The organism is Sphingomonas zeicaulis, assembly GCF_050433225.1.
In the GTDB taxonomy this organism is placed as follows: Bacteria; Pseudomonadota; Alphaproteobacteria; order Sphingomonadales; family Sphingomonadaceae; genus Sphingomonas_D; species Sphingomonas_D zeicaulis.
The window spans coordinates 1,235,876-1,252,397 of the sequence record NZ_JBNPXQ010000001.1; the positions used below are offsets into that span (position 1 = coordinate 1,235,876).

A 16,522-nucleotide genomic window follows, 5' to 3' on the forward strand; every position below is an offset into this window, starting at 1 on the left:
AACCCTGTTTCGCCCGTTTGGGAGACCGTGATGCGTTATACACCCGTTGCCTGTGCCCTGGCGCTGGCGCTTGCCGCCGTCTCCAGCAGCGTGACGGGTCAAAGACCAGACCATCAGGTCGATGCCCGGTCGGTGGCACTGGTCCAGCGGGCTGCAGCGGTGCGCGCGGCTGGCGATCTTAACGGCGCGACCGACCTGCTCGAAACGGCGCTCGCCGTCGATCCCCGCAACCGGTCTGCGTTCATTGCGCTCGCGAGCATCGCCCAGGCGCAGCAACTGCCGGGTAAGGCCATCCGCATGTATCGCGAAGCGCTGCTGCTCGAACCGACCGATTTGGCGGCGCTCAAGGGGCAGGGTGAGGCGCTCGTCCAGAAGGGCGCAGTCGCCAAAGCCCGCGAGAATCTGGCGCGGATCAAGGGGCTGTGCGGTTCGTCGACGTGCGCGGAGGCGACCACGCTTGCGGCAGCGATCGACAAGGGCCCGCCGCCGACCGCGCTCAGCGCCAAGGCGGTGACGCCGGCGCCGACCGTGGCGGTGGAAGCGGTCGAATAGGTCAATCGCGACTGGCTTAATCCAGCGCGGCGCCTGAGCGAAACCTTGTTCCGAACGGCCTCAGACCGCTCGGGACGATATTAGCGCCCGATCGCGCGGGCAACCTCGACGAAATCGCTGACCGACAGCGTCTCGGCACGCCGCGTCGGATCGATGCCGCAGCGTTCCAGCGCATCCAGGGCGCCGGGCATGCCCTTCAGGCTCTGCCGCAGCATCTTGCGGCGCTGGCCGAAGGCGGCGCCGGTCAGCCGCTCCAACGTCGCGAAGCGCACGCCTTCGGGCGACGGCTGCGGCCGGATGTGAACCACCGCGGACATCACCTTGGGCGGCGGCACGAAGGCGGAGCGATGGACGTTCATCGCGATCTTTGCGCTGCTGCGCCACTGCGCCAGCACCGCCAGCCGGCCGAACGCGTCCGACTGCGGCGCGGCGACGATCCGTTCGGCCACTTCGCGCTGGAACATCAGGGTGAGCGATCGCCACCAGGACGGCCAGCGGTCGCCAGAGAGCCAGCCGACCAGCAGCGCGGTGCCGACGTTGTAGGGCAGGTTGGCGACGATATGCGCACCTGCCCCGGCTTCCTGCTCGGGATCGATCGCCAGCGCATCGCCCTCGATCACGCGGAGCTTGCCCGGAAAAGCCTGCTCGACCTCGGCGAGCGCAGGCAGGCAGCGCCGGTCGCGCTCGACTGCGACCACCGAGGCGCCGGCGCGGAGGAGCGCGCGGGTCAGGCCGCCGGGGCCGGGGCCGACTTCGAACACGGTCTGGCCGGCAAGGTCGCCGGGAATGGCGGCGATGCGATCGAGCAATTGCTCGTCCAGCAGGAAGTTCTGACCGAGCGCCTTGGAGGCGGCGAGGCCGTGCCGCGCGATCACGTCCCGCAGCGGCGGCAGCGATGAAGAGGGCTGTGTCATCGGCCCGTCAGGCCCATCGTCACTGGTTGGCGCGCGCGCGATGCTCGGCGGCGGTGGCGGCAAGCTTGATCGCGGCGATCATCGCCCCCGGGATCGCCTCGTCACGGCCGGCGATGGCGAATGCGGTGCCATGGTCGGGCGCGACGCGCACGATCGGAAGCCCTAGCGTCATGTTGACGCCTTCGTCGAAATGCAGCGTCTTGAGCGGGATCAGCCCCTGATCATGATAGAGGCACATCGCCACGTCATAGCCCTGCCGCGCGCGCGCATGGAACATCGCATCCGCCGCGAACGGGCCGCTTACGTCGACACCCTCGTCGCGCAGCTGCGCGATCGCGGGCAGGATGATGTCGATTTCCTCGCGCCCCATCGCGCCATTCTCGCCCGCATGCGGGTTCAGCCCGGCGAAGGCGAGGCGAGGGGCGGCGATGCCGAAGTTGCGCGTCAGCCCACGCGCGGTGGTGCGAGCCTTGGCGACGAGCAAGTCGACCGTCAGCAACGAGGATACCTGCGACAGCGGCACATGCGTGGTGATCGGCACGACGCGCAGCGACGGGCCTGCCAGCATCATCGCGACATTGTCGCGCGCGATGCCGCAGCGCTCGGCGACGAACTCGGTCTGGCCGGGGTGGCGGAAACCAATCGCGTAGAGCTGGCTCTTCGAAACCGGCCCGGTCACCAGCCCGCTCGAAATGCCGGCGCGGGTCAGCCCGGCAGCCAGTTCAAGCGAATCCAGCGAGCAGCGCGCGCCTTCAAGGCTTGGCTGGCCGGGCGTGATGGGCCCTGCATCCTCCATCTGGATAACCGGCAAGCCGCGCTCGAACGCTGGCACCGCCTCATCGGGATCGGTGATGCGAACGACGGGCCCGCTCCACACGGTCTCAACCGACCGCGCATCGCCGACTGCAAAGAACGGATGGAGCGAATGCGCGCCGCGGGCCGCCCAGGCCTTCGCCGCGATCTCCGGGCCGATACCGGCAGGATCACCCAGTGCCACCGCGAGCGGCGGCATCGATGCGGGACGGTCAGCGATAATCGACCACCGCGTCACGCCGAAGGTCGCGCAGATAGATTTGCGCGCGGCGGTTGACCTTCTGGTCTTCCATGTCGTTCTTGATCTGCTCGAACGACGGACCGTCCGCCACCTGCGGGTCGTCGCGGCCGCACAGCACCAGCACGCGCACGCCATCTTCCTGCGAGCCGAATGGTGGTGTCGCCTGGCCGATCTGCAGGTTGAGCATCATGTCCTGAAGCTGCGCCGGCAGGTTCTTCACCGGGATCTGCGAATTGTCGACGACCTCCGCGCCTACCGACTTGGCGATCTCGGTCGCGCCGCCGCAACCCTGGATCTTGGCGGTTGCGGCGGCGAAGGCGGCAGCCTTTTCCGATGCCTGCGCCTGGGTGGTGCCTGGCGGGAAGGGCAGCGAGATCTGGCGCAGGCTGAGCAGCGCGTCGCGCGGATCCGCAGTCAGCACCTGGCGTTGATCGACCATATAGAGGATCGAGAAGCCGCCGGGGATTTCGATCGGACCTGCGATTTGGCCGATCTTCATTTCGCGCATCGCGGTATCAAGCGCGTCGGGCAGCTGGCCGGCGCGGATCCAGCCGGCGTCACCGCCGACCGACTTGGTCGAGGCTTCGGAGAACTGCCGCGCATAGGCAGCGAACGAACCGCCGGCGCGGATCTGCTCGATGATCTTGCGGCCGTTCTGAAAAACCTCGCCCGCGGTTTCGGCTGTCGCGGAGAGATAGATTTCGCCGATATGATATTCGGACTGGCCCTTCGCGGCGTTCAGGCGGTCGATCACCGCCTGCACCTCGGCATCGCTGACGCCGGCCTCGACACGGCGGCGCAGCAGCCGGCTCCAGGCGAGTTCGCCGCGGATCTGGCGCTTGATCGAGGACTCGGACGAGCCGTTCTCACGCAGATATTTGGCGAAATCGTCGGGCGCGCGGCCGAAATTGCGGGCGACGCGCACATAGCTCTGCTGCACTTCGTCGTCGGAAACGGTGATCTCGTTGGCCTTGGCCTCCTGGATCTGCAGCGTTTCGTCGATCAGGTTGCGCAACACCTGCAGCCGAAGACGCTCCCGCTCCTCGGCGGGTACTTTGCCGCCATTGGCGGTGATCACGAGCGCGAGCCGCTGCGCAACGTCGGTCTCGGTGATGATCTCACCGTTGATGATCGCGGTCGCCTTGCGCATCGCGATCGTCGACGGACCGTAGATCGTCGGATTGTCCGGCAGGTTGAGCTGCGCTTCGCCGGGGGCGCCCTGGTCGGGAACGGCCTGGCCGATCGCACCACTCGTCATCGTCGCGATCGCTGCCAGCGCTGCGCACGCGCGCAGGCCGATGCTGTTGGTTTTTCCCACTGCCTTGCTCAAAGTCCCATCGCTTCCACCATGCGGCGCTTGTGCCCCAATGTCGCTGAACGCACGCTTAGCGGCCAATATTCTTCAGCGACAGCCGCAACAGGAAGCTGTTGCCGCGCCGCGCGTCACCCGTGTCCTCATAATCGCGCCGCCACGTCAAGCCAAGCTCCAGACAATCATCCTCATAGGAAATGCCCAGACGGTGGCGGACGGGCTCATAGCCGTCGGCCGAAGAGAAGATATCCTCGCCACGGCTGGTGAGGTCGATGATCGTCGATCCGAACAGCGACCAATAACGCGCCACCTGCACGCGGCCGCCCAGCCGAAGCTCCTCGCGGTCACGCAGATCCTCAAGCTCCGGGCCAATGTTGCGATCGAGCCGGAGATAGCCGACCAGGGCATAGGTGCTCTCGGAACCGACGGTCGCGTCGATCTCGTTGCGGCGGATCGAAAAGCCGTCCTTGTCGAGCCGGTAGCGATGCGTGACGCTGACGAAATCGCGATAGCGCACCGTGGTGCGGCCGACGATATCCGACGTGCGGCTGGAAAGCCCGGTGCCGTCGGGGAAAAGGCTGGGCTTGCTGGTCAGGCGATAGCTCTGGCCGACGATCGCGTTGATCGACAGGCCCGGCCGGTCGAGCTGCCATTCGACGCCGTAGGTGACGCGCGTGCCATCCTCGTAGCGATCATAGCCCGGGAAGCGGTTGAGCGCGAACAGGTTGCTGTCTTCCAGGTCGACCGCGCGGGAATCCTCGTTGGGGATCTTGAGGTTGGCGACGTCGGGCGTGGCGACCACCTGAACGCGCGGGGTCAGCCGCTGGGTGCCGCCGAACAACTCGCCCACGAACGGCCATTTCACGTCCACCGCCGCGCTGGCGATGCCGCGGCCTTCCCAGCCGGGGCGGCCGCGATAGCTCTCGGTGATCGTGCGCAACACCTCGTCGGTATGATAGACGTCGCCGCGGACATAGCCGGTGAACACGACCTCCTGGCCCATGCCGGTCAGCGTCCGCAGGTCCCAGCGCGCGCTGGCGAAGGCGCGCTGCGTATCCTGTCCTTCCGTGCGCGCCAGCGCGAGGCTGTTCGCCTGCAGTTCGATCCGTCCGCCGAGCAGCGGATCCGTCAGGCGATAGCGATAATCGATGATCGGCAGAGCGATCGGCTGCTGGCTCTGTACGTCGTTGACGCGCAGCGTCTGCACCGCCCAGCCGGCGATCGATAGGTAGGAATTATCGTCGATCCGCTCCGCCTCGACCACCGAACGCAGGCGATCTTCGCGGCTGATGTCATAGCGGCGCAGAAAGGTGCGGTCGGTGGTCAGCCGGCCCGAACCGCGCACGCTCCAATAGGGCGAAAGCTGGAACTTGCCGCTGACGTCGAGATAGCCGCGGAAATCGCGCTGCGAATCCGCGGTCTGCTCTGCGGTCGCCGGCAGGCGCGAACCATAGGTGGCCCAGCCGGAGACCTGGTAGGCGCCACTCGAGGTCAGCGCACGATACTGGCCTTCGATCGCGGGCAGCACCCCTGTATAGAGGTGCGGTGTAATCGTGACGTCGCGATTGGGGCCGAGCGGCATGTAGTAGGGCAGGCCGATCTCGAGCCCGTTGCGCCGGCTGTAGCGCAGGTTCGGCACCAGCAGGCCGGCGCCGCCGGCGCCGCCATCGGGATGCGACAGACCGGGCAGCGGAATGAACGGCAGCCCGAACATCTCGATGCGCGCGCCCTTGTAGCTGATGCGGTGGCGCACCGGATCATGGACAACCTTCACCGCGGTGATCCGCCAAACCGGATCCTTCGGGCAACCATCCTGGTTGACCACCGAACAGGGCGTGTAGGCGGCATGGTCCAGCGTCGAGACGCCGTTGACGCGGGTGCCGCGGCGGGCGGCGAGGCGGCCGCCATCCTGCAGCACGAGCAGCAGGTTTTCGACCGCGCCGTCCTTCAGCGTGTCGGTGAGCTCCACCGAATCGCCATAGGCGGTGTCGCCCCCCGGATTTGTCACCGCGACATTGCCGGTCGCGCGCACTTCACCGCTCTTGCGATTCCATGTCACGCTGTCCGCGCGCAGGCGGTTGCCTTCGCGAAACATGCGGACGTCGCCGCTGGCTGTCACGACATCCGCATCATTGTCATAGGTCAGCGCATCGGCGGTGAAATCGATCTGTTCGGGATCGGCCGGCGCCGCCGCCTCGGGGGGCAGCGGCGGCGGGTCGACCGGGCGCTCCGAAAGATCCTGCGCCGCTGCGCGGCTTTCCGCGAAGCCGGCGACAGCAAGCATGGCCACGATGATTGCGATCCTGCTCGTCACCGAAGTCCCCACACACCATATGCCGAACGCTGCATCCGACGGCCTATCGCATCGCTCAGCGCCAACCGCAATTGCCCTGACGTCGGGCGGGGTTGGCCTGAACGGTCCGGCTGGCCTAGAGAGGCAGCCGACGTCTCGCATCAGGACAGCATAGATCATGCGTATCAGCTTCGCCGACACCGCGCCCGAGGGCGCCCACGCCCTCGCTTTTCCCGTCGCCAAGGGCGCGCTCGAAGCGCTGCCGCTCGCCGGGCTTGAGGCTGGCGACGTGGCGCATGCGCGGCTGACCGCGGCCGCGCAGCGCTTCGAAGGCGATTCGGGCAGCATCGTCGAATTTTTCGTCGGCGCGGGTGATGGGGTGCGCCGCGTGCTGCTGGTCGGCATCGGCAAAGCCGCACCGACCGATCTGGAGAAAGCGGGCGGCGCACTGGTCGCGCGGCTGCAGACCTCGGGCGAAACTCGGCTGGTCGTCACGCTCGGCGGCGAGGGTGGCGATGCCGAGGCGGCCGCACGCGTGGCGTTCGGCGCAGCGCAGCGCAACTGGCGGATCGATACCTATCGCACCAAGCTGACCGCCAAGCAGAAGCCGACCCTTGAGGAACTGATCGTCATTGGAGGCGGCAGCGGTGCCGACGAGGCATGGTCGCGGCTCTCGGCGATTGCGGAGGGGCTGTTCCTGACCCGTGAACTCGTGTCCGAGCCGCCCAACATCATCTATCCGGAAAGCTTCGTCGAACGCTGCCGTTCGCTCGCCGAGCTCGGCGTCGAGATCGAAGTGCTGGACGAGGCGGCGATGGCGGCCGCGGGGATGGGCGCGCTGCTCGGCGTGTCCCAAGGCTCGGCGCGCGAGGCGCAAGTGCTGGTGATGCGCTGGAACGGTGCCGAGAGCGCCGACCAGCCGACCGTCGCCTTCGTCGGCAAGGGCGTGACCTTCGACACCGGCGGCATCTCGCTGAAGCCGGGCGCCGGCATGGAAGACATGAAGTGGGACATGGGCGGCGCGGGCGCCGTCGCCGGTGCGATGAAGGCGCTGGCACTGCGCAAGGCGCGCGCCAATGTGATCGGCGTGTGCGGTCTTGTGGAGAATATGCCGTCCGGCACCGCGCAGCGCCCGGGCGACGTCGTCACCAGCATGTCCGGCCAGACGATCGAGGTGATCAACACCGACGCCGAAGGGCGATTGGTGCTGTGCGACGTGATCACCTGGGTTCAGCGCAACCATTCGCCTTCGGTGATCGTCGATCTGGCGACGCTGACCGGCGCGATGATCATCGCGCTGGGCAACGAATATGCCGGGCTGTTCTCCAACGACGATACGCTCGCCGACCAGCTTCTCGCCGTGGGCAAGGCGGTGGGCGATCCGCTGTGGCGCTTCCCGCTTTCCGATGATTACGACAAGCTGATCGACAGCCCGATCGCCGACATGAAGAATGTCGGCCCGCGCGGCGCCGGATCGATCACCGCGGCGCAGTTCATCCAGCGCTTCGTCGACGAGGGCGTGAAATGGGCGCATCTCGACATCGCCGGCATGGTCTGGTCCGACAAGGCGACGCCGCTGTGGGAGAAGGGCGCGACCGGCTATGGCGTGCGCCTGCTCGACCGGCTCGTCGCCGACCAGTTCGAGGGCTGATCGGCGGTGCAGGTGGACTTCTACCACCTGACCGCGCGGCCAGTGGAGGCGGTGCTGCCGCGCATCGCCGACCGCGTGTTGGAATCGGGCGCGCGGCTGCTGGTGGTCTCGGCGGACGAGGCACAGCGCGAGCGCATCGACGGCGCGCTGTGGACGCAGGACAAGGAAAGCTTCCTGCCGCATGGGTTGGCGGGTGGCGACCATGATGCCGACCAGCCCGTGCTGATCGGCGCGGACGTCGCCGCCGCGAATGGCGCAAGCCACGTCGCGCTGGTCGACGGCGAATGGCGGGATGCCGCGCTGGACTTCGACCGCGCCTTCCACTTCTTCGACGAAGCGAGCATCGCCGTGGCACGCACCGCATGGCGCGCACTTTCCGGCCGCGAGGGCATCGAGCCGCGCTACTGGAAGCAGAACGAACAGGGTCGCTGGGAACGAGTGGCTTAGCCCGCAGACCAAACCCCGACTTGCCCCCGCGCGGCCGAGCGGCTAGGGGGCGGCCACTTTTTCCCCAGCAACTTTACGGAGCGACACGGCAATGGCCGCGAACCGGACCTTTTCGATCATCAAGCCCGATGCCACCCGCCGCAACCTGACCGGTGCAGTCACCAAGATGCTGGAAGAAGCGGGCCTGCGCGTCGTCGCTTCCAAGCGCATCCAACTCTCCAAGGAGCAGGCCGAGGAATTCTACGGCGTCCACAAGGAACGCCCCTTCTTCAACGATCTGGTCGGCTTCATGACCTCCGGCCCGGTCGTCGTGCAGGTGCTGGAAGGCGAGAACGCCGTGCAGCGCAATCGCGACATCATGGGCGCCACCAATCCGGCGAACGCCGATGCCGGCACGATCCGCAAGGAACTCGCCGAATCGATCGAGGCGAACAGCGTCCACGGTTCGGACAGCGATGAGAATGCGGCGATCGAGATCGCCTTCTTCTTCAAGCCGGAAGAAATCGTCGGCTGATCGCGAAGGGGGCGCGGCATCGATCGCCGCGCCCCTGCTCTCTCAACTTCTGAAGTTCGTCCGCGCCAGTTCGACGACTTCGCTGCCCCGACCGCTGATGATCGCCTTGAGCATATAGAGGCTGAAGCCCTTGGCCTGTTCGAGCTGGATCTTGGGCGGCATCACCAGTTCCTGCTTCGCCGTCACCACATCCACCAGCACCGGCCCCGGATGCGCCAGCGCCTCGCGCAGCGCGCCCTCCAGCGCGGCCGAATCGGTGACGCGGAAGCTCTTCACCCCCATCGCTGTCGCCATCGCCGCGAAATCGGGGTTTTCCAGATCGGTGCCGCTGTCGAGATAGCCGCCGGCCTTCATCTCCATCGCGACGAATCCCAGCGAGCCATTGTTGAAAACGATCACCTTCACCGGCAGACCGAGCTGGGTAAGGCTGATGAAATCGCCCATCATCATCGTGAACCCGCCATCGCCGGACAGTGAAACCACCTGCCGCTCGGGCGCCGCCGCCTGCGCACCGATCGCCTGCAGCATCGCATTCGCCATCGAACCATGATTGAACGAGCCGAGCAGCCGGCGCTTGCCGTTCATCTTCAGGTAGCGCGCGGCCCACACCGTCGGCGTGCCGACATCGGCGGTGAAGATCGCATCCTCGGCTGCGATCTCGCTGACCAGCCGGGTCAGATATTGCGGATGGATCGGGCGGCCGGGCTTGTCGGGCACCGCGAGATCGTCGAGACCCTCCCGCGCTTTTGCATAATGTTTGAGTGCGGTTGAGAGGAAGGCCTCATCGGACCGCGGCTTGAGCTTCGGCAGCAGCGCCGCGATCGTCTCACCCACATCGCCGACGATGCCCTGTGTCAAGGTGGCGCGACGGCCCAGAGCGCCGGGATCGCGATCGACCTGAACGATCTTTGCGTCCTTGGGATAGAAGGCGCGATAGGGGAAATCGGTACCGAGCATCAGCAGCGTGTCGCTGCTCATCATCGCATGATAGCCGGAAGAAAAACCGATCAGCCCGGTCATCCCGACATCATAGGGATTGTCCCACTCTACATGCTCCTTGCCGCGCAGGGCATGGACGATCGGCGCGCGCAACCGCGCCGCGAGATCGACCACCGCATCATGCGCGCCCGCGCAGCCGCTGCCGGCAAGGATTGTGATTGCCTCCGATCCGTCGAGCAGGGCCGCCAGCCGGTCCAGTTCGGTGTCGGCGGGCAGGATGCGCGGGGGCAGGGGCGCGGCCCAAGCTGTCGAGGCACCGGCGGGTGCTTCGGCCAGCGCGACATCCCCGGGAATGACGATGACGGCCACGCCGCCGCGCCCGACCGCGGTGTTCAACGCGCGATGCAGCACTTCCGGCATTTGCGAAGGGCTAGAAACAAGTTCGACGAAGTCGCTGCATTCGCGAAATAATTCCTGCGGATGCGTTTCCTGGAAATAGCCGAGGCCGATCTCGGATGAGGGGATGTGCGCGGCGATGGCGAGCACGGGCACATGGTTGCGCTGGCAATCGAACAGCCCGTTGATCAGGTGGAGGTTGCCCGGCCCGCAGCTGCCCGCGCACACCGCCAGCTTGCCCGTGATCGCCGCTTCGGCTCCCGCCGCGAAGGCTGCGGTCTCCTCGTGGCGGACATGCATCCATTCGATCCGGCCGAGCCGGCGCAGGCTGTCATTGAGGCCATTCAAACTGTCCCCGGTGACGCCCCAGATACGCTGGCCGCCGGCATCGGCAAGCGTGTGGGCGAGAAGATCGGCAACGGTTCGGGCCATGGTCGGCGGACTCCCTGGGTACTGGCGCCCATCAACACGGGCACCCCTTATGGAAGCCCATGCGGCGCGATCCGGTTCCATGCGGCTTTGCTCACCGCTCGTCAGGAATATGCACGCCGCTCCCGCCCATCGTCGAGTGCGACGATAGGCGGGGTGGATCGCGCCGATGCCGTCAGGTGTTCAGCCCGCCATCCACGTTGAGGATGACGCCGCTGATCTGCCGCGCCGCGGGGCTCGCGAGGAAGGCGACTGCGGCGGCCACGTCCCGCGGTTCGCCATAGCGGCCGAGCGGGATCAGTGCGCGCTGAAAGTCGGCGAATTCGCCATCGGCCGGGTTCATGTCGGTGTTGGTCGAGCCCGGCTGGACGAGGTTGACAGTAATGTCACGCGGGCCGAGTTCGCGGGCGAGGCCGCGCGTGAAGGAATGGAGCGCGGATTTGGTCATGTAATAGACCGTACCGGTGTCTCCCACGATGCGGTCGGCGCCCGCCGATCCGATCCCGATCACGCGGCCGCCTTCGCTGAGATGCGGTATCGCCGCCTGCGCCGCGAGGATCGGGGAGCGGATGTTGACGTTGAGCAGCGCGTCGATCGAGTCCAGCGCCATGCCGGCGATCGTATCGTAGATCACGATCGCGGCATTGTTGACGAGGATGTCGAGCCCGCCCAGCGCTGACGCAGCATCGTCCACCGACTGCTTGACCGCCGCAGGATCGGCGCTGTCCGCCTGGAAGGCAAAGCCCTTGCGCCCCTCGGCTTCGATCGTGCGAACGACCTCGGCGGCGCGATCGGCCGAGCGTTCGTAGGTGATGGCAACATCGGCGCCCTTTTCGGCGAGCGCCAAGGCGATCGCGGCGCCGATGCCACGAGACGCGCCCGTCACGAGCGCACGCTTGCCAGCCAGTTCAGTCATGGATCGTCTTTCTATAATGATCAATACACAATTAGCTAGGAAGGTTGATTTCGGGTGTCAACGGATTTATATAACGATCGATGCAGAAATCGGATCAGCCCGAAAATGCCGACGGGGGCGGTGTGCGAAGCCGGGGGCGGCCGCGTGCTTTCGATCGGGAGGCGGCGCTCGCCAGCGCCACGAGGCTGTTCTGGACCAAGGGCTATGAGGCGACGTCGATTGCCGATCTGACCAAGGCCATGGGGATCGGATCGCCTAGCCTCTATGCCGCCTTTGGCTCGAAGGAGGCGCTCTACGCCGAGGCGCTGCGCCACTATCATGACCATAACGAGCCCTATTTCTGGACACGTTTCGCCGCCGCCTCCACTGCGCGCGCGGCATTCGACGCTTTCCTGATGGATTCGGCCGCGGCACTCACCGGCTGCGTCGTCGACAATCCTCGCGGCTGCATGGTGGCGCTGTCGTCGGTGGGCAGCGAAGGGCATGCGGAACTGGGCGATCTGGTGCGCGCGTCCCGCGGGGAGACCTTCGCGCGGCTCAAGCGGCGGCTGGATCGGGGCGTTGCCGACGGCGATGTTCCCGCCGGAACCGATACCGCCGCGCTGGCCCGCTTCGTGCAGATCGTCCAGAACGGCATGTCGATCCTCGCCCGCGACGGCGCCACCCGCGCCGATCTGGAAGAGGTTGTCGCGGTGGCGATGCTCGGCTGGGATGCGCGGGCAGGTGGCCCGTCCTTATTGTAGCGTCCCGATGATGAAGCCGAACGCCGTGAACTGCACGACGTGATAGCCGCCATCGATCAGCCAATGCTTCAGGCTGCGATGCTCGAACAGATAGTTGATCCCGAACGACGGGGCGACCCAGGCGATCCCGCACGCAACCCCTCGACGATCTTGTCGCGGGTGGGTTTAGGCGGGTTGATGAGCGGTAGTTGATTGAATGTTCAGTCAAGAGTCAGGAGGGCGGATCGCCGATTCAAACCTAAACGCGATGACGATAGCCATGCGTCAGCGATGCGCTGCCTGCGCCGAAATGCCGGGCAGCGACTCCGTCAGGGGGTGATCGGGAAGGTCGAACAGACCGAATTTCACTGTAACGCGTGTCACTTTCGCCCCTGTGTCGGCACGCTTCCAACCAGGGAGAGCATCTTTTTTCATCCCGGCCGCGAGTCGGTCCAGCTTGATGGGCGCCGATGGGCTCGCCGTCACCTCAACTCGCCGGGTCGTACATGAACTCCCGCAGTTCCTGGGCGCAGCGGCACGCGGCCGCGATCTTTCGCGCCCAGGCGATGGCATCCTCGCGCGTCGGCAGTTCGAGCACCGTGAATCCGCCATTGAGGTGGCTGCCGGGATAGATCCTGTCGGAGACGGCCCCAGCGGCGGAAACCAGCACTGGATCGACCTGCTCGTCGATCCCGCCGCCGAAGACATAGACGCCGGCAACCTTGGCTTCCTCGATCACCGCGTGCGCCGCCGCGGCGACGGTCGGCAGTTCCTCGTCCGTCACCATCATCGCTTCGCTTGGGAAGGAGATGAGATATTTGGTCATGAAGGGATGTTGCCGCGCGACCTGTGCGGAAGCAACTCAGTGTTGGCGGACAGGGTGGGATTCGAACCCACGGTGAGCGTGAACCCACGGCGGTTTTCAAGACCGCTGCCTTAAACCACTCGGCCACCTGTCCTCGCCGTGCGCTATCGCCGTCTCGGCCGTTTGACGCAAGGGGGCGGCGAAAGGGGGTTTAATCTGCACTGCTGCCTGTGCCATCGTCGCGCTCGCGAAAGGGGCAGTATGCGTATCAAGTCTTTCCTCGCCGCACTCGCCTTTGCGGCGGTGTTGCCGTCGGCGGATCTCGGCAGCGGGCATGTGGCGCTCGCGCAGGAAGAAGCTGGCTTCCAGGCCTGGCTCGCCCAGTTCCGCGTGCGCGCGGAGCGGGAAGGGGTGTCGCGGCGAACGCTCGATTCGGTGTTGCCGACGTTGACGCTCAATCCGCGCGTGATCGCGCTGGATCGCGACCAGCCGGGCGGCAATCCCAACGCGCCGGCCGCCGCGATCCCCGCCTTCGAGCCTTATCGCGTGCGTCATGTCGATGCCGCGCGGATCAGTCGGGGGCGCGCGAAATACAATGCGCTGCGCCCGAAGCTCGGCTCGATCGAGCGGCAGACCGGCGTGCCCGAATCGATCATGGTCGCGATCTGGGGCCATGAGACCAATTATGGCGCGTTCAGCGGCGATTTCGATCTGGCGCGCTCGCTCGCCACGCTCGCCTATGAGGGGCGCCGGCGCGAGCTGTTCACCGGCGAACTGATCGCCACGCTGAAGCTGATGGACATGGGCTTCCGGCGTGATCAGTTGAAGGGAAGCTGGGCGGGCGCCACCGGCTATCCGCAATTCCTGCCCTCGATGTACCTCCGCCTCGCCCGCGACGGTGACGGCGATGGCCGCGCCGACATCTGGTCCAGCGAGGCGGATGCGCTGGCCTCGATCGCCAATTATTTCGTGAATGCCGGGTGGAAGCCCGGCGTGCCGTGGGGCGTCGCGGCGACGGTGCCGTCGACGCTCAACCGCGGCGCGATCGCCAACCGCACCGTCTCCCCGCGTTGCCCGCGCGTGCATGATCGGCACAGCCGCTGGAAGACGATCGCCGAATGGCGGGCGCTCGGCGTGCGGCCGATCGGTGCGCCGGTGCCCGCGGACACCGAAATGGCCTCGCTGCTGGAGCCCGACGGCCCCGGCCGCACCGCCTATCTGCTGACCGGCAACTACCGGGTGATCCTCGATTATAACTGCTCGAACTTCTACGCGCTCTCGGTGGGTCTGCTGGCCGATGCGGTCAGGCAGTAGCGGCGCGGCGACCGCAGCCGTCGCCACGCTGACATTGCTGCTCGCCGGCTGCGGATCGACGCCGCGGCCGACGGCGGGGGCGGGGCGGCCGACCGGCGGCAAGGTGGTCGATTATCCGGTGAAGGTGGGCGCGCCCTATCAGGTGGGTGGCATCACCTACATGCCGGTCGACGATCCCGATTATGACATGGTCGGCTTGGCGAGCTGGTATGGCGGCGAGTTCGGCGGCAGCCCGACGGCGAATGGTGAGCGCTTCGATCCCGGCCGCATGTCGGCCGCGCACAAGACCTTGCCCCTGCCCAGCTATGTCGAGGTGACCGCGCTCGATACCGGGCGCACGATCACGGTGCGCGTCAATGATCGCGGGCCGTTCGCGGGCAATCGCGTGATCGATCTCTCGCAGGCGGCGGCGCGCGCGCTGGGCATCGAGCGATCGGGCACTGCGCGCGTGCGGGTGCGCCGCGTCTATCCCTCGGAGCGCGATCGCGCGGCGCTGCGCAGCGGCGGCCAGCTTGCAATGCGGACCGATTCGGTGCCGGCGCGGCTGCCGACAGCGGCACGCGCGCCGACCCCGCCGCCGCAGCCCCAAGCCCGATCTGTGCCGCAGCCTGCGCCTCAACCCTATCGCGTCCCTACCTCGGCACCCGCGCCGCAGCAGGGGCAGGTGCCGATCGGCATCCCGATGCCGCCACCCTACAGCGCGCCGTCCACGGCGATGCCGCAGGCCGCTCCGGCCCCGGCCGTTGCGCCGCTCCCCGAAAGCGGAGGCTGGTTCGTGCAGGTCGGCGCCTTTTCCAGCCGCGAACGCGCGGCCATGATCGCCGGGCAGCTCGGCGCACGCGTGTCTGACGTCGGCGCATTGCACCGCGTTCGCCTCGGCCCCTATGCCAGTGCCGATGCCGCGCGAGATGGCGTCGCCAAGGCGAGCGCGGCGGGCTATGCTGATGCACAGATCGTGCAGGATTGATGCTTTACGCCCCGGCGCCTACGCGCGGCGGAGCCGGGGCCACTATCGTGCCGCGACCTTGAACCGAGCCAAGCTGGAATGCCGATGATGAGAGCCCTTGTTCTTCCTTCCCTGTTCGCCGTCGCCATGAGCCTGCCCGCGAGCGCCGCAGCGCCGCCCTATGAATCCCCGGCGCAGGTCGCGTTCCTCAAGGATCTGTCGTCGGGCGCGGTGCTCTACGCCAAGGATGCGGACCGGCGGATGCCGCCCGCCTCGATGGCGAAGATGATGACGGTCTATGTCGTGTTCGACATGATCAAGAAGGGCGAGCTCAAGGAAGATCGCCTGATGCATGTGCGGCCCGAAACGTGGAAGCGCTGGCATGGCCCGGCGGCGGGTTCCACGATGTTCCTCTCGGTCGACGAGAATGTAAGCGTCCAGAACCTGCTCCACGGCATCGTCACTCTGTCGGGCAATGATGCCTGCGTCGTGCTGGCAGAGGGCATTTCGGGCACCGAGGAAGCCTTCGTCGCGCGGATGAACGAGACGGCGAAGAAGATCGGCCTCGCCAACAGCCAGTTCGGCACGTCGAACGGCTGGCCGGACGAGGGGCGCACCTATGTGACCGCGCGTGATCTCGCCACATTGGCGGAGCGGACGATCGAGGACTTCCCGCAGCTCTACAAGAAATATTACAGCCAGACGAGCTTCACCTGGGGCAAGACGCTGGGTTCGGGGCAGGACATCACCCAGATGAACCGTGACCCGCTGCTGGGCAAGGTGCAGGGTGCCGATGGCCTGAAGACCGGCCACACCGAGGAAGCCGGCTATGGCTTCACCGGCTCCGCCGAGCAGAATGGCCGCCGCCTCGTCATGGTCGTCGCCGGGCTGGACAGCTATAATGGCCGTGCGACAGAATCGGTGCGCTTCATCGAATGGGGATTCCGCGCCTGGGCGTCCAAGCCGCTGTTCAAGCAGGGCGCCGCGGTGGAAACCGCCGAGGTGCAGCAGGGTGCCGAGGATCAGGTCGGTCTCGTGGCCCCGCGCAACCTCGCGGTGACCTTGCCGGGCGGTGCCGCCAGCAACATGCAGGTCAAGGTGGTGTATCAGGGTCCGGTGAAGGCGCCGATCAAGAAGGGGCAGCACATCGCCGATCTCGTCGTGACCACGCCGGACACGCCGCCGCAGATCATGCCGCTGGTTGCCGCGGCCGATGTCGAGGAAGCCGGCTTCTTCGGCCGCGCCTGGGCGGGACTGATGTCGCTGTTCGGCGCGTGATCGATCAGCAGGCGCCCACCATGGGCGCAGGCAATCAGCG

The 16,522-nt window shown here is 66.8% G+C and carries 15 protein-coding genes, 1 tRNA gene and 1 pseudogene; 8 read left to right on the forward strand and 9 right to left on the reverse strand.

The window, feature by feature from the left end:
* The first annotated feature begins 30 nt into the window (after positions 1–30).
* Positions 31–552: a hypothetical protein gene (locus FHS96_RS05885; RefSeq protein WP_429588547.1), complete on the forward strand. Its 522-nt coding sequence runs from the start codon at positions 31–33 to the stop codon at positions 550–552.
* 80 nt (positions 553–632) lie between these two features.
* Here the strand turns inward: FHS96_RS05885 and rsmA are convergent, their stop codons facing one another.
* The 4 genes from rsmA to FHS96_RS05905 all read right to left on the reverse strand — a co-directional run bounded on the left by rsmA (position 633) and on the right by FHS96_RS05905 (position 6,116).
* Positions 633–1,466 carry a 16S rRNA (adenine(1518)-N(6)/adenine(1519)-N(6))-dimethyltransferase RsmA gene (gene rsmA, locus FHS96_RS05890; RefSeq protein WP_429588548.1) on the reverse strand — a complete coding sequence of 278 codons (834 nt, stop codon included), beginning with the start codon at positions 1,464–1,466 and terminating at the stop codon, positions 633–635.
* A gap of 19 nt (positions 1,467–1,485) precedes the next feature.
* Positions 1,486–2,478 (reverse strand): 4-hydroxythreonine-4-phosphate dehydrogenase PdxA, encoded by a 993-nt coding sequence (gene pdxA / locus FHS96_RS05895; protein WP_429589639.1) that lies wholly within the window; start codon positions 2,476–2,478, stop codon positions 1,486–1,488.
* 13 nt (positions 2,479–2,491) lie between these two features.
* Positions 2,492–3,778, reverse strand: a complete 1,287-nt coding sequence (locus FHS96_RS05900) for a peptidylprolyl isomerase (protein ID WP_429589642.1) — start codon at positions 3,776–3,778, stop codon at positions 2,492–2,494.
* A 127-nt stretch (positions 3,779–3,905) separates the two neighbouring features.
* Complete coding sequence (locus FHS96_RS05905) at positions 3,906–6,116, reverse strand: LPS-assembly protein LptD (protein WP_429589644.1); 2,211 nt, start codon at positions 6,114–6,116, stop codon at positions 3,906–3,908.
* A 187-nt stretch (positions 6,117–6,303) separates the two neighbouring features.
* Between FHS96_RS05905 and FHS96_RS05910 the strand changes: the two genes are divergently transcribed.
* The 3 genes from FHS96_RS05910 (at position 6,304) to ndk (ending at position 8,737) form a co-directional block, all read left to right on the forward strand.
* Positions 6,304–7,776 (forward strand): leucyl aminopeptidase, encoded by a 1,473-nt coding sequence (locus FHS96_RS05910; RefSeq protein WP_429588549.1) that lies wholly within the window; start codon positions 6,304–6,306, stop codon positions 7,774–7,776.
* 6 nt (positions 7,777–7,782) lie between these two features.
* Positions 7,783–8,223 carry a DNA polymerase III subunit chi gene (locus FHS96_RS05915; RefSeq protein ID WP_429588550.1) on the forward strand — a complete coding sequence of 147 codons (441 nt, stop codon included), beginning with the start codon at positions 7,783–7,785 and terminating at the stop codon, positions 8,221–8,223.
* Positions 8,224–8,314: 91 nt separating this feature from the next.
* Positions 8,315–8,737, forward strand: a complete 423-nt coding sequence (gene ndk, locus FHS96_RS05920; protein WP_429588551.1) for a nucleoside-diphosphate kinase — start codon at positions 8,315–8,317, stop codon at positions 8,735–8,737.
* 42 nt (positions 8,738–8,779) lie between these two features.
* On the opposite strand, the gene poxB is transcribed toward ndk, so the two are convergent.
* Together poxB and FHS96_RS05930 are read right to left on the reverse strand one after the other, a co-directional pair.
* Entirely contained in the window at positions 8,780–10,504 is a 1,725-nt protein-coding gene (poxB, locus tag FHS96_RS05925) for a ubiquinone-dependent pyruvate dehydrogenase (RefSeq protein WP_429588552.1), read from the reverse strand.
* Positions 10,505–10,676: 172 nt separating this feature from the next.
* The gene (locus tag FHS96_RS05930) at positions 10,677–11,417 is read right to left on the reverse strand and encodes an SDR family NAD(P)-dependent oxidoreductase (RefSeq protein WP_429588553.1); all 741 of its coding nucleotides are present in this window, start codon (positions 11,415–11,417) and stop codon (positions 10,677–10,679) included.
* Positions 11,418–11,497: 80 nt separating this feature from the next.
* Between FHS96_RS05930 and FHS96_RS05935 the strand changes: the two genes are divergently transcribed.
* Complete coding sequence (locus FHS96_RS05935; protein WP_429588554.1) at positions 11,498–12,160, forward strand: TetR/AcrR family transcriptional regulator; 663 nt, start codon at positions 11,498–11,500, stop codon at positions 12,158–12,160.
* Here the strand turns inward: FHS96_RS05935 and FHS96_RS05940 are convergent.
* From FHS96_RS05940 to FHS96_RS05950, 3 genes and pseudogenes are all read right to left on the reverse strand, one after another.
* Positions 12,152–12,289: pseudogene (locus FHS96_RS05940) on the reverse strand (DUF1761 domain-containing protein); the annotation flags it as partial. The gene FHS96_RS05935 and the pseudogene FHS96_RS05940 overlap by 9 nt on opposite strands.
* A 337-nt stretch (positions 12,290–12,626) precedes the next feature.
* A complete protein-coding gene (locus FHS96_RS05945) occupies positions 12,627–12,965 on the reverse strand; it encodes a YciI family protein (RefSeq protein WP_429588555.1) in 339 nt (112 codons plus the stop codon).
* A gap of 43 nt (positions 12,966–13,008) precedes the next feature.
* A tRNA-Ser gene (locus FHS96_RS05950) sits at positions 13,009–13,098 on the reverse strand.
* 107 nt (positions 13,099–13,205) lie between these two features.
* On the opposite strand from FHS96_RS05950, the gene FHS96_RS05955 reads away from it, so the two are divergent.
* The 3 genes from FHS96_RS05955 to FHS96_RS05965 all read left to right on the forward strand — a co-directional run bounded on the left by FHS96_RS05955 (position 13,206) and on the right by FHS96_RS05965 (position 16,482).
* On the forward strand, positions 13,206–14,258 hold the full coding sequence (locus FHS96_RS05955) for a lytic murein transglycosylase (RefSeq protein ID WP_429588556.1): 1,053 nt from the start codon (positions 13,206–13,208) through the stop codon (positions 14,256–14,258).
* Complete coding sequence (locus tag FHS96_RS05960) at positions 14,242–15,225, forward strand: septal ring lytic transglycosylase RlpA family protein (RefSeq protein WP_429588557.1); 984 nt, start codon at positions 14,242–14,244, stop codon at positions 15,223–15,225. Before FHS96_RS05955 ends, FHS96_RS05960 begins: the two co-directional genes overlap by 17 nt.
* Positions 15,226–15,309: 84 nt before the next feature.
* Entirely contained in the window at positions 15,310–16,482 is a 1,173-nt protein-coding gene (locus FHS96_RS05965) for a D-alanyl-D-alanine carboxypeptidase family protein (RefSeq protein WP_429588558.1), read from the forward strand.
* Positions 16,483–16,522: the final 40 nt, after the last annotated feature.